The following is a 13,043-nucleotide window of genomic DNA, read 5'->3' on the forward strand; positions in this document are numbered from 1 at the left end:
AGGTTCACCACTCGCGGTAAGCGACACCGTTGAGGCCCTTGCCCCGGGCGTGGGAGTAGACGTCGAACACGTCTTCGCCATCGCGCGGGTTCTGAGCCGAACTGTTGTAGGCGCGTACGCCCCAACCCCCTTCATCGTCACGTTTGGCCGGCACCAGCGGATCGCGCGGGATGCGGCGTAAAAAATAGAACTTGGCGCCCTTCGCGCTGCGCACATCGCGCACGCCCTCGACCAGCACTTTCAGGTTCGGCGGGTAGCCGCTGCTGTTCAGCGACTTCTCGATGTAGCCGGCATCGAACGCGCGTTTATAGGCGTCGATGCCATCGCGAATCTGGTACAGCGCGTTGCGCAATTCCTGCTCCTTGCCACGCCGCACCAGGGTTTCGGTCAGGGGCGCGGCCATGCTCGCCAGCAGGCCGATCAGGGCCAGCGTCACCACGACTTCGATCAGGGTGAAACCGCGTTGGGAGGCGTTCATGATCAAGGCTTCTCAACGGTGACGCGGGTGGTGGCCACGGCCGATTCACCGACTGCACGCGGCTGCGCGGCAGGCGATGGCATCACGTAACTCTGCGAACGATCCGGTGCCTGGATGTGCATGCTGGTTTCGGTGCCGGTGGAGAACTCCATGTCCGACGGGCTCTGGTATGGCAGGTTGCGCACGATCCGTGGGGTGATCGACAGCACCAGTTCCGATTTGCCGATGGTGTCTTTGTTGCTGCCGAACAAGCGGCCCAGCCCGGGAATGTCACCGAGCCCAGGAATCTTGTTGCCGGTGGCGCCGTGATCGTTGCGCACCAACCCGGCGAGGATCTGCGTTTCGCCGTCGTGCAGACGCAGCGAGGTCTGCGCGTTGCGGGTATCGACCTGCACCGGGATCGTGCCCTGACGGGTCGGTTCCAGCGGCGTGGCGTTACTCACTTCCAGGGCAATCTTGATCGCCACTTCGTTGTTCAGGTGCACGGTGGGGGTCACTTCGAGCTTCAGACCGACATCCAGGTACGTCACGCTTTCGGTGATCACCGGCCCCTGTGTCGACGGCACCGAGGTCGCGCTGATGATCGGCACGCGCTGGCCGATGTGGATGCGCGCCTGCTCACGGTTGCTGACGCGAATCACCGGGCTGGCTAGGGTGTTGATGTCGTTGTCCTGCGCGTTGATCTTGGCCTGCGGCGATGGCCCGATCGAGATGCGGTCGGAGTTGATGCCCTTGAGTTGGCCCAGCAGGGTGACCGGCGAACCATCGGAGTTGACCACACCGAAGGTGCTCGGCCATTGCAGACCGAGGTCGAGAATGCGCTGAGTGGCGACTTCCATCACCTCGACTTCGAGCACCACTTCCGGGTTGGACTGGTCTTGCGATTGCAGGAGCTTTTCCGCCATGCGGATCGCGTCTTCGGTGTCGCGCATGGTCAGGGTGTTGAGGCGCTCATCGACGAACACGTCGCGGGTCTTGAGCATGGTTTTCACCATGTTCAGCGCGGTGTTGGCGTCGATGCTGGTCAGATAGAACGTGCGCATCACCAGTTCCTGGTAATCCTTCACTTTCTGCGGCGAATCCGGGTAGATCAGCAAGGTGTTTTCGTTCACCACTTTCTGGTGCAACTGGTTCTGTTGCAGCAGCAGGGTCACGGCGTCTTCGATGCGCACGTCACGCACGAAAATCGTCGCTTTCATGTCCGGGCGCAGGTCTTTGTCGAAGATGAAATTCAGCCCGGCGACTTGCGACAGCACCTCGAAAATAGTCTTCAGGTTGGCGTCGCGAAATTCCAGGGTCACCGGGCGATCGAGCTTAGTGCGCAGTTGCGGGTAGGCAATCACGTTGCGGCTCTGCACCAGGCGAATGTTGCCTTGCAGCTCCAGCGCGCCTGCGTTGGCCGGGTCGAGTTCGAGGATCTGTTTGACCTGGCGATCAGCGCCGTAGATGTCGCCGCGACGCAGGTCGCCACGGGCCAGTTCGAGTTTCTCGTCCATGGTGCGCAGGTATTCCAGCTGTTTCAGGGCATCCTGGGCGCGGCGGTTGTTCGGCTCGATGGTCAGCACGCGCATGTAAGCGGTGCGCGCCGAAGTGAAGTCGCGCCGCGAGCGGTCGGTGTCGCCGGCCGTCAGCAATGCCGTGATTGCTTTGGCGCGGCCGCTGTTGAGCAGCAGGTGCAGTTCGGTGTCGCGAGGATTCTCACGCAGACCTTCCTCGATCCGGGCCAGCCCCGCCTCGTACTGACCCTGTTCAATCAGGTCGGCGGCTTCCTTGTTGGCCACCTGCGCAGTACTGCACGCGGCCAGCCCGGCGCACAGGCCCAGGCTCATCAGCAAACGGGAACGGTTCATTGCGTACTCCCCACAGACAAGGTCTGCGACAAATGCAAAGGCAGGTAAACCAGGCTCAATTCCAGATCGGAAATGCCGGTGATCTTCCAGGTGTCGTCGATCACATCCCCGTTGCGCACGACGTAGATCTTTTCGCCGTTCTGCAAAAACACTTGCAGGTCGCTGCGGTCATGCAGCCGGCCGACGAATTGAAACGGCACCGGTGGCAGGCTCGGGGCTTGCACCACTGTGGCCGGGTTGATCGCTTGTTCGGTGACCGTGGCCAGGGTCGGCGCGGCTTTCCAGGATTTCGCGGCGAACAGATCGCCGGTCGGGCTCAGGTCCTTGATCGGTACGTCCTTGGCCTTGGCGTTGCTCGCCGGCAGCGCGCCACGGGTTTTCCCCGGCGTGGCGACGGCCACTTCGTTGGAATCGGCGTCTTCGCTCGGCGAGAAATACTCCGGCAACCACGCCAGCGCCGCCGCCACGCCGAAGAACGCCAGCCACCCTGTCACGCGCTTGGTATTCATCACGACCTCGACAGGTAAAGGGTCATACGGATCCGGCCATTGAGGTCGGTGTCGCCAATCTTCTTGCGTTGCAATTCGAGGTCTTCCACCACCACCGCCGGCAACTGGCCGAGCAAGGCATGCAGAAAGCGGCGCAGTTGCGGGTAGCTGCCGCGTACCGGCAACAGGATCTGATAGCGCGCCAGATGGGTTTTCGGGTCGACGCCGAGGGCGTATTCACCGCGCGCCAGGGTGATGTGCTCTTGCGCTGCAAGGGCGTAGATGCGGTCGATGGCGACGGTGGCTTGCGGCTGCGCCGGGAGTTTGTTGCGGAAGTCGTCGAGTTGCCTTTGCGGCACCACTGGCGGCGCGATGCTGCCGTCTTCAACCTTGGCCAGGTATTCGGTGGCCTCCTGAGTCTGCTGGCTGAGGTGCTGCAACGATTGCCAGCCCGGCAGCAAACCACCGAGCGCCCAGGCCACCGCAACCAGCAGCAGCGCCAGCCCGGCGAGGCCCGGAATGCCGAGGCCTTGCAGGTATTCGTGGACAATCAGCCTAGGGATTCGCATCGCCAATCTCCCAAGTCGCCGACAGGTTGAATTGCACCGGTTGCTCCGGCGATTTGACGACGATCTCGTGGCTCAGCAGCGAGACGTCCGACAGCTCGTCGCTGGCTTCCAGACGCTTGTGGAAGTCGAGCATCGCTTGCAGATCACGTGCTTCAGCGCTGATGCGTACCTGGCCTTTGCGCGCATCCGGGGTCAGGGTCAGCAGCGCGACGTCATCGCGCGGCATCGCTTCGAGCATGGCGAACAGGCGTTCCCACGGCCGGCGCAACTGCTGCGAGACCTTGCGCATCTCGGCGAGGTTTTGCGCCTGTTCGCGGGTTTCCGCCGGGCTCAGGGTGGACTTGCCACCGCTGTCGCCGGTGAGCTGACGCTGGGTGGTTTGCAGGTGACCTTGTTGCTGTTCGGTGTGCGCGTCGAGGTGCTGTTGCACGCTGAAGCACAGCAGCGCCAGCAGCACACCGCCGCCGAGCAGGCTCCAGCCCAACGGGCCGGAAAGTGGGCGTGGCTGAAAATCGAGATTGAGCGCGCGCATGTCAGGCCACCGCCCGGGACATGACGTACAAGCCGTCACGCACGGTCATCGAGTCGTCTTCGAGGGTGCGCAGTTGCACACCCGCCACGTCCGGCTGCGCATCGAGGCGCGCCGGCGCATGCAGATACACGTTGAAGGCGCGTTCGCTGGTCGAGGCTTGCAGTTGCCGTTCGCGACCGATCAACGCGCTCAGCGCCACATCGCTATCACTGCCGCCGACGGAACGCACGCCGGCCCAGCGCCCTTCCCTCGCCAGCAACAACACGCTGCGTTGCGGCTCGGCGACGACGAACAGGAAGTCGCCGGCATCGAGGCTTTTGTCGAAGCGGTTGAACGCCGCCATCAGGTACGGCTGCACCGAACGCAGGCGCAAACCGCGACCGCTGACCAGCGTGCGCAGGCGTTCGAGCAAGTCTTGCGGCAAGGCGCTGGCGATGCGGTCGTAACCGGCCGGCTCGGCGGACAACACCAGACTCCACGGCTGGGTCGGCGCGCCAAACAGGTCTTCAAAACACAGTTGGGCGAAGCCGCGCAGTTCTTCTGGGCTGCTGATCTGCGCGCTCCATGGCACCAGGCAGAAGCGGCTGAAGTGGCCGGAGATGACCACACTCAATTCGGCACCGGCACGGGCGTGTTCACCAAGCAGGCGATCGAGGGTGTCCAGCGCCACCGCGTAGCTCTGGAAGCCTTCGTCGATGTAACCGACGCTGCCCAGCCACAGGGTGTCGCTGCCGCGCCGCTGACCAAGGCCAACACCGCTGGCGCCGAGCACGGCGACAAAACGCTCACGCGATAAAAGTGACACGATTGATCTCCTCCAGCGTGGTGCGGCCTTGTTCCACCAGCTCCAGCGCCGATTCGCGCAGCAGGCGCAAACCACGGGCGCAGGCCAGGGCTTTGATTTGTTTGATCGGTTGGCGCTCGACGATCATCTGGCGCAGTTCGTCATCGAGGTGCAGCAATTCGGCAATCGCCGTGCGCCCGCGATAACCGCTGCCCCGGCAATGGCCGCAACCCTTGCCGTGGACGAAGTGGTAGTGATCGACTTTCTGCGGATCGAGGCCCGAGGCGCGCAGTTCTTCATCGCTCGGATTGATCGGTGCGCTGCAACTGCTGCACACCAAACGAATCAGGCGCTGGGCGAGAATCGCGTTGAGCGCCGAGACCAGGCTGTAGGGGTCGATTTCCATTTGGGTGAAGCGGCCGATGACGTCGAAGACGTTGTTGGCGTGGATGGTGGTAAATACCAGGTGACCGGTAAGTGCCGATTGCACGGCGATCTGCGCGGTGTCCGGGTCACGGATTTCGCCGACCATGATCTTGTCCGGGTCGTGGCGCAGGATCGAGCGCAGGCCGCGGGCGAAGGTCAGGCCTTTTTTCTCGTTGACCGGGATTTGCAGGACCCCCGGCAATTGATACTCGACCGGGTCTTCGATGGTGATGATCTTGTCCACGCCATGGTTGATCTCGGTGATCATCGCGTACAGCGTGGTGGTCTTGCCGCTGCCGGTCGGGCCGGTCACCAGCACCATGCCGTAGGGTTCGGCGGCGAGGCGGCGTAACTGGCGCAGGGTTTCGTCTTCAAAGCCCAGCGCCTGCAATTGCACGCCGCAGACCTTGTCGGCGAGGTCTTGCTTGTCGAGGACACGCAGCACCGCGTCTTCGCCAAAGATGCTCGGCATGATCGATACGCGGAAGTCGATCTGGCGGCCACTGATACCGATCTTGAAGCGTCCGTCCTGCGGCACGCGCTTCTCGCCGATGTCCAGTTCGGCCATGACCTTGACCCGCGAAATCACCTGCTCGGCGAACTCGTTGCCCTGGACTTTGCTGATGTTGTTGAGCACGCCGTCAATGCGGTACTTGATCACCAGACCTTGGCCGGTGGTGCCGAGGTGGATATCGCTGGCGTGCATTTTCAGCGCGTCGTAGAGGGTCGAGTTGACCAGTTTCACCACGCTGCTGGCGTCTTCGCTGATGCTGGTCAGCGACAGGCTTTGCAGGGTGTCGGTTTCGCTGTGGGTGTCGCCCTGGGCGTTCAGCGATTCGACGGCGTGGAAGCTTTCTTCGTGGCGGGCCAGATAGGCCTTGAGGTCATCGGCATGGACCAGATGCAGCGGCGCGCCGTGCAGGCAATCGTCGATCCAGGCCAGGCGCGCCGGGTCGAAGGGGTCGGCAAAGACACCGATGACTTCGTCGTTGTGGCGCAGCAGGATGAATTCACGTTTCAGGCATTGTGCGAGGGTGACCCGGTCGAATACCGGCGTCGCTTGAAACAGGCTGTCTGTGTCGAGCACCGGGTAATGCAGGGTGGCGCCGAGGGTGTGAATGAACGGCATCGGCGCCAGTTCACAGAGCACGCCGAGGGCTTCAAGCACGCGTTCGCCAGAGGTGGCGGCCCGCGCCCGGGCCTGGGCCAGCTGCTCACTGGAAAAGCGTTCTGGCGCGCTTTCGGCCAACAGCGGTTCGACGACAACGGACAGACGTTCCATGGCTTGCTCTCCAACCGGGGCTCAGAGCCCTGTCGGCGCGGCAAACCTTGGCGGCAAGTGCCGGAACGTCTGATCGCGCCATTACTCCCCGGTGAGCATTTGATCGTCGTCCGGTGCCATGGCGTACGCCTGTTTTCGGCGATCCGCCAACACCCAACTGCCATCGTACAACTGCAACGGGAAGCTCTCGGTCCTGCTCTGGCGTCGTTCGACAAACCCTTCGGATGGGTTGGCACCGGGTTTCGCTTCACGCTTGATGCCCAGAAGGTCGCATACCGCCCGCGCCAGTTCCGCCAATGGAAACGGTTTGAACAGGATGTGGCTGACCCCCAGTTGCCGCGCCCGCTCACAGACTTCAGCGGTCGGGTGACCCGTTATCAGCACAAAATGGCACGTCCTGTTCTGGCGGACCGCGTCGAGCACCTCAAAGCCTTCCATATCGGGCAAGCGGTAATCGAACACCAGCACGTCGGGGGCAAAGGTTTCGGCAATGCCGATCGCCGTCGCTCCGTCATGTGCAATCCGGACGTCCAGCCCCTGCGCCTTCAGATAATCCTGAAGGTTCTGTGCAAGCAGCTGTTCGTCTTCGACAACCAGTACTTTGTTAACCAAGGTCGACTCCTTGAAACCGCAGGTCCGATGACCCTGCCTTGAGAGTGCGCCTTACCAGGGGTAACGCACACTTCATGCCAGGCTGAGCGCCGGTAAATTTAAGTCTTCATGTCCTTGAATTTCATGACAATGCCCGCTCGTCCCGGTACCCCGTTCCCCAGAAACGGGGAAGCACCTGAATGGGCAAAGAAGCCATTCCCCACTATTGGGGGGGAACCTTCAATCGTCGTCAATTCGTTCGATCCTGTTCTGCGCCCGTAATTGCGCGAGCACCTGGCGACGAGCCTGGGTCTGTTGCTGTCGGGCGAGCTCTGCCCTGACTGTGTCCAGCCCCTGCAAATCTGGGACATCGGTTTCCTCCAGGTGGTTCGGCAAATAAATCACATGCCAGCCGAACGGTGAACGTACCGGGTGGCTGGCAAACGTCGCGCCGCTGACAATCGAGGCGCGCATCTGCATCAAGCGTAGACGCGCTGCCGTCACTGTGGCCGCATCCGCTTGTGCGGGCACGCGGATCAACAGGTGCCGGGGTTGCAAGGTGTTGGCCCGGATCAACTCGGCGAACATCTGCTGGGCGGCCAGTTCGCGGCGGGTGTATTCGGTGAAGGAGGCTTCGTCGAAACCGGCGTCCTGCAAACGCCGGAGGAATTTGTCCGGGCCACCGATGGCGCTGCGGGTTTGCTCGATTTGTTGGCGCACCACTTGATCGCCAATCTGCACGCCGCGCTTTTGCGCTTCCTGCCACAGCAGCTCTTTGTCGATCAGCGTTTGCAGCGCCGCCTGACGCAGCTGTTTGTAGGCTTTGGGATTACGAATACTCGCCACGGCGCGGCCCTGATCTTCCAGGTATTCAGCGAAAAACCGTTCGAAGCGAAATCCAGAGATTTCCTCGCCATTGACCCGCGCCACGGCGGGCTCATTATTGGCCCACGCCACCGGGAGCCAGCAGGTCAGCAGCAACAACAGCGTTGTGAGCTTCATGGTCGGGGCCTCCGTTCAGGGGCTGACAATAATCGGTTTATAGGGCGCGACCAGATAGAAGCGCTGATCCGGCAGATCCAGTGTGACCACATGCGCGCCGCTCAAACCCAGGCGCCGCCCGGGGCCGAAACTCAGACGCGGAGTCAGGCCGGTGTCGAAGTCGTGCAGGCCCTCCAGCGCCGCCACCAGTTTTTCCCGACTGGCGTCGCGACCGGCCTGCTTCATGCCTTCGCTGAGCAGCAGCATCGAGGCATAGGCGCCGACTTGCAGCACCGCGTGCTGGGCACCGAGGCCTTGACCTTCGCGCAATAACGTCAGGGCCATGCGCCCGGCCTGAGTCCAGTCGCTGGGCACGAATGGATAGGCGAGAAACACCCGCCGGGTGAACCCGCTCGGCACTTGCAACAGATCGCCGGCCACCTGACTCGACGCGGCAAACAGGTACGGCACCTGCCCGGCGCCTTGCAAGCGCTTCGCCAGACGACTGAAACCGCCGCCACTGCCCAGATAAAAAACCGAGCGCGAGCCCAGTGGCAACGCATCCGCCGAGGAATCCCAGGCTTGCAGATGGACGTTCTGCCAGCCGTGGCTTCGCAAGTACTGATCCAGGATTTGCGCCGTTTGTACCTGTGCCGGATCTTCCGGATAGGCAATCAGCGTTGGCCCTTGCAGCACGCGCAAACTTGCCGTGGCGTAATCGGCCAGCGCGATCAACTGCTCACGCAAGCCTGGCAATGGCTCGAATATCTGCGGACTGGCCTGCAGGGTGCCGAGGATCGACATCGGCCCGATCAGCGGCACGCCGGCCTTTTCCAGACGCGGCCCGAGTTCGCTGTCGAGGGCCGGCGCCAGCGGTGCGATCAAGGCGAACACTTGTTCCTGCTCGATCAATTGCTGCAAGGCGTGCTCGGCACTGGCGCGATCCGGGCCGGGGTCGAGCACCGTCAGGCGCAGTTGCCGTCCATGTATGCCGCCGGCCTGATTGATCCGCGCGACGCTGCCGTTGAGAACCGCCGCCACCGTCGCGCCCTCCTCGGCCAGCGGCCCCTGGCTGGGCAGCAACGTGCCCAGGTGCAAGGTCTCGGCGTCGAGGCCGGGATCGCGCTCATCGGCCAGGCGTTTGAGGTAAGCGGTGAGGTTGCGCTGATCCTTCATCGACAGCAGAAAGCGCGGCATGCTCGGGTCGAGGCGATTGTGGCCGGGGTCGCGGCCCTGCTCAATGGCTGTGGCCAGCGAGCTTTCGCTGTAGGCCGGATAGCTGCGGCCGTTGACCTGCTGCTGGCCATAGGTGCTGGTCAGCCGCGCCCAGTTCAACTCGGGAGGACGCACGCCGCCCTCAGGTCGACCGAGGCCATCGGCGCCGTGGCAGTTGGCGCACGGCAGGCTCGTCGCCGGCAACAACACATCCGCCGCACCAACCCGCGCCATGATCGCTTCACCGCTGGCCGACAAGCCTTGGCGGTACAGGCGCTTGCCCGCCGCCTCCTGCGCAGTCAACGGCACAGCGCTCGCGCCAAGGCTGACGCCAGCGAGCAGGATCAGGGCGAGTACGCGGCCAAGGTTCATGGCGCGGACTCAGCGGCCGGCCACGGGCATTGTCAGCAACTGCAAGCGCTGGGCAATGGCGGCGGCCGGGGCATCGGGGCGGATTTTGCTCCAGCGTTTATTGGCGACATCGCCGACGATCAACTGCGTGGAGTGTTGCTCGGGCGTCGGCACGATCTGGCCGATGCGGCTCAGTACCAGGTCCATCTGCGCTTTGTCGCCGGTAAGAAAAAGCCAATGAGGGTCATCGGAACCCTGCTTCAAGGTGTAAGCCTTGAGCACCGCCGGCGTGTCGCGCAGCGGGTCACTGGTAAGGGAAATGAAGGTGATGTCCTGCGCCTTGTCGCCCAGCAGCTCGCGGACTTCCTTGAGCTTGCGGGTGATCAGCGGGCAGGCATCGTTGCAGCTGGTGAAGATCACGTTGAGCAGTACCACGCGGTTGTGCAGCGCGTCGCTGTAGAAGCGCAGGGTTTCGCCGTTCTGATCCTGCAACGGCGTGTCAGTGAACCAGGTTTTCGCGTCGTGAGTGCCTTTGGCCGGCGCGGCAGCCACAGCGGCTGGCGGTTCAGAGACGTGGCCTTCGTGAGCGAACGCGACGTTACCGAGAATCCAGAAACACACGGTCAGGGAGATCCAGTCGAGCAGTCTCATGGTTGTTGCTCCATGGCGATGGCGGTGTGTTTGGCGAGGGTGCGCAGGCCGCTGAGTTTCTCGACTTCCTTGGCCAGCAGTGCCGGGTCGGTGAAGCCGTAATAGCGCATCCAGTGCCGGCTATCGCCGTCGCCGACGAGGATCAGCGGCTGATGGTTCTTGAGGTCGCCACTGAAACTGCCGAGGCCCTTGAGGGTTTCATTGATCGACTGCGGCGAGCCGGTCAGCCAGCTCCAGCCCGGGCCGCGCTGGAAGGTGCGGGCGTAATCCTGCAGGCGTTTCGGATCGTCACGCTGCGGATCGACGCTGATCGACACCAGTTGCACTTCCTTGCCGACCCGCGCGCCGAGTTGTTTCTGCACCTTGCCCATGATCGACGAGACCACCGGGCACACCGTGGTGCAACTGGTGTAGATGAAGCTCATGACGACGATTTTGCCCTGCACCAGGTCTTGTTCAAGGCGCACGGTTTTGCCGTTCTGGTCGAGCAGCGGCACGTTGGCGAATTTCACCTGAGCATGTTCCTGGCTATTGCTGGCCGGGGCCTTGTGCCCGGCGTGTTCGTCTGCCGAATGGGCCTGGACTTGCTGGAGGCCGAGGCTCAACAGGCACAGGGTCAGCAGGCCACTGGATGCAAATCGGTTCATGTCGAAACTCCTCTTCAACGGGCCAGGCCGGGGGCTACCCGAACACTGGCAAAGGTCTTGTCATCGAAACCAGCGCCCAGCGATGCCGCACGCACATGCAGGTACCAGGCGCCGCTGCGGTCGAGGGTGATCGGCGCTTCGTACACGCCGTCGGCGACTTCCAGCGCCGCCACTTCACGCGGATGCGAGGTGGGCGCGAGGTAGTAGCGCAGTTGCACGTCTTTGACGCCGCTGCGTTGGCTTTTGTCTTTGCCTTGAACGATGCGAAAGCGCACGACGTAGGGGTCGTTGAGCGCGACGGCAGTCTTGTCGAGGAGGAACTCGACTTTCGGCTGACCGAGGTGTTTTAGCGGTTTGCCGTCAGGATCAATCTGCGCGGTAAAGCAATGAATGATGTTCGGCTGGTTGAGCAGGAACGCCACATCGAAGCGCCCCGCGGCCGGCAGTTTTACCCGCGCGCTGTACAGCCCCGGCGAAACCTCGCGCAAGCTGCGGTCGATGACCATGGCGGCGCGGGCGATCTGGCCACGGTTGGGGTAACCGGACATCGGCGCGTTCATGCCTTCGGCGTAGAAGTAGGTGGTGTTGTCGACCGGGTTGACCACGAACACCGCGTTGTCGTCACGCGACACCGCCAGGCTTGAGGCCAGCGGCAAATCGCCGGCCAGACGCGGCGCTTGCGGGCCGGCTTCAAAGCCCTGGCTGATCGGCTGACGACCTTCGCCGAGGGAGGACAGGTTGATCATGGTGACTTTCGGTGAAGCGAGTCCGCGGATGTAGGCGTAGGCCTGGGTGAACACCACTTGGTAGGGCTCGGCGGAAACGTCCAGATCATGGATGGCGCTGTTGGTCGCGGCATCAATGATGCTGGCGCGGTTTTCCACGGTGTTGAGCACTACGCCGAAGCGGCCGTCGGCGCTGAAGCCCATCGGGCCGAGGCCTTGTTGCAACTGGATCACCCGGCGGATGGCGTGAGTGCTGGCATCGATCACTGTCACGGTGCCGTCCTTACCGTCGGCCACATAAACCGCGCCGGACAGTGGTGAATAGGCGACTGACAGCGGATGAGCGCCGGTTTTGATCTGCTGGACGATATTCAGGCTGGCGATGTCGATCACGCTGACGGTGCCGTCGTCGCGGTTGCTGACGAAGGCAAAGCGGCTGTCCTTGCTGAAGCTGATTTCGTGGTGGCCGCGCCCGGTCTTTAAATGTTTGAGGGGCTTGAAGCTTTGGCTGTCGATCACCGTGACGCCGGAGTCTTCGGCTTTGCTGGCGTTGTTGCCGACCCACAGCAGGCGTTCGTCCGGTTGCAGCGCCACGCGCACCGGTTGGCTGCCAGCGGCAATCGAGTCGATGACTTTGAATTGCTCGCTGTCGATCACGGCGACTTCACCGGCCGTCGGCATCGAGACGAATACGCGTTTGTTGTCTTTGGGCGTGACCCAGTCCATCGGCGGTTGCTTGAGTTCAATGCGCGCCAGGGTGCTGGTGATACCGCCGACCGACACCGACGGATCGACCACGGCGATGCTGGCGTCGCGGTTCATCACCAGCAGGAAATAGCTGTTGAGGTCGAGCAACGGTCGCGCGCCGATGTTGGATTTGAGAAACACCCCGACCCGGGCCTTGCAGCTCTGGTCACGGCCCTGAGCTTGATCGGCGGCGAGGGTTTGTGGATCGACCCAGGCACCCGGCGCCACACCGGACAACGGCTGGCCGGAAGCGCTGTCAGTGACGCGGAACTGCACATCGGCGAATTCGCCTTCACGCAGTTTGCCGTCGGCGGCCAGTGGCTTGAGATTGAAATCCACCGCCACGCCGTCACGGTTCAGCGTCTGACCGGCCCCGGTTTGCGCCAGCGCAATCTCACTCAGCGTCAGCAACGCCCCGGCCAGGGCCAGCGTGCAAATACCGATGATGTTGATGATCCTGTTCATACCACCCTCCCCTCATTTGCAAACCCATTCCCTGTAGGCCTTCGCCTGCTCGCGATGGCGTCATCTGCCTCACCATCCGAAACCGAGTTGCCCCAATCGCGAGCAGGCGAAGGCCTACACGGGATTTGCATTCATCCCACCCTCTTCATTGCCTACCACGCCCCCTGTGGGAGCTGCGGTGCGACGATTCGACTTGCCAGCGATGGCGTCCGTCCTGTCACATCAATGACGCCTGTGCCGCCGTCATCGCTGGCGAGCCAG

Annotated in this window: 13 protein-coding genes; all 13 read right to left on the reverse strand. The window is 62.8% G+C overall.

Features of this window, described 5'->3' with window-relative positions; all coding sequences use genetic code 11:
* Positions 1-4: 4 nt before the first annotated feature.
* The 13 genes from ACIONG_RS11110 to ACIONG_RS11170 all read right to left on the reverse strand — a co-directional run bounded on the left by ACIONG_RS11110 (position 5) and on the right by ACIONG_RS11170 (position 12,782).
* The gene (locus ACIONG_RS11110; protein ID WP_083368631.1) at positions 5-478 is read right to left on the reverse strand and encodes a type II secretion system protein; all 474 of its coding nucleotides are present in this window, start codon (positions 476-478) and stop codon (positions 5-7) included.
* A gap of 2 nt (positions 479-480) precedes the next feature.
* Complete coding sequence (locus ACIONG_RS11115) at positions 481-2,328, reverse strand: secretin N-terminal domain-containing protein (protein WP_315445701.1); 1,848 nt, start codon at positions 2,326-2,328, stop codon at positions 481-483.
* On the reverse strand, positions 2,325-2,837 hold the full coding sequence (locus ACIONG_RS11120) for a hypothetical protein (RefSeq protein WP_401299186.1): 513 nt from the start codon (positions 2,835-2,837) through the stop codon (positions 2,325-2,327). Before ACIONG_RS11120 ends, ACIONG_RS11115 begins: the two co-directional genes overlap by 4 nt.
* Positions 2,837-3,385, reverse strand: coding sequence for a GspMb/PilO family protein (locus ACIONG_RS11125; RefSeq protein WP_103305794.1), 549 nt, complete (start codon positions 3,383-3,385; stop codon positions 2,837-2,839). The genes ACIONG_RS11120 and ACIONG_RS11125 overlap by 1 nt, the downstream gene beginning before the upstream one ends.
* A complete protein-coding gene (locus tag ACIONG_RS11130; protein WP_401299190.1) occupies positions 3,372-3,917 on the reverse strand; it encodes a PilN domain-containing protein in 546 nt (181 codons plus the stop codon). The genes ACIONG_RS11125 and ACIONG_RS11130 overlap by 14 nt, the downstream gene beginning before the upstream one ends.
* 1 nt (position 3,918) lies before the next feature.
* Complete coding sequence (locus tag ACIONG_RS11135) at positions 3,919-4,722, reverse strand: hypothetical protein (protein ID WP_401299193.1); 804 nt, start codon at positions 4,720-4,722, stop codon at positions 3,919-3,921.
* Positions 4,703-6,409: a GspE/PulE family protein gene (locus ACIONG_RS11140; protein ID WP_401299196.1), complete on the reverse strand. Its 1,707-nt coding sequence runs from the start codon at positions 6,407-6,409 to the stop codon at positions 4,703-4,705. The genes ACIONG_RS11135 and ACIONG_RS11140 overlap by 20 nt, the downstream gene beginning before the upstream one ends.
* An 81-nt stretch (positions 6,410-6,490) precedes the next feature.
* Positions 6,491-7,021, reverse strand: coding sequence for a response regulator (locus ACIONG_RS11145; RefSeq protein ID WP_103305790.1), 531 nt, complete (start codon positions 7,019-7,021; stop codon positions 6,491-6,493).
* Positions 7,022-7,240: 219 nt separating this feature from the next.
* Positions 7,241-8,002 (reverse strand): SurA N-terminal domain-containing protein, encoded by a 762-nt coding sequence (locus ACIONG_RS11150; protein ID WP_315445706.1) that lies wholly within the window; start codon positions 8,000-8,002, stop codon positions 7,241-7,243.
* Between the two features lie 15 nt (positions 8,003-8,017).
* The gene (locus ACIONG_RS11155; RefSeq protein ID WP_401299199.1) at positions 8,018-9,568 is read right to left on the reverse strand and encodes an ABC transporter substrate-binding protein; all 1,551 of its coding nucleotides are present in this window, start codon (positions 9,566-9,568) and stop codon (positions 8,018-8,020) included.
* Between the two features lie 9 nt (positions 9,569-9,577).
* Complete coding sequence (locus tag ACIONG_RS11160; protein ID WP_103305787.1) at positions 9,578-10,198, reverse strand: SCO family protein; 621 nt, start codon at positions 10,196-10,198, stop codon at positions 9,578-9,580.
* Positions 10,195-10,845 (reverse strand): SCO family protein, encoded by a 651-nt coding sequence (locus ACIONG_RS11165; RefSeq protein ID WP_401299202.1) that lies wholly within the window; start codon positions 10,843-10,845, stop codon positions 10,195-10,197. The genes ACIONG_RS11160 and ACIONG_RS11165 overlap by 4 nt, the downstream gene beginning before the upstream one ends.
* Positions 10,846-10,859: 14 nt before the next feature.
* Positions 10,860-12,782: a YncE family protein gene (locus tag ACIONG_RS11170; protein ID WP_401299205.1), complete on the reverse strand. Its 1,923-nt coding sequence runs from the start codon at positions 12,780-12,782 to the stop codon at positions 10,860-10,862.
* Positions 12,783-13,043 lie beyond the last annotated feature (261 nt).

The organism is Pseudomonas sp. NPDC087817 (assembly GCF_044742875.1).
Taxonomy (GTDB): Bacteria; Pseudomonadota; Gammaproteobacteria; order Pseudomonadales; family Pseudomonadaceae; genus Aquipseudomonas.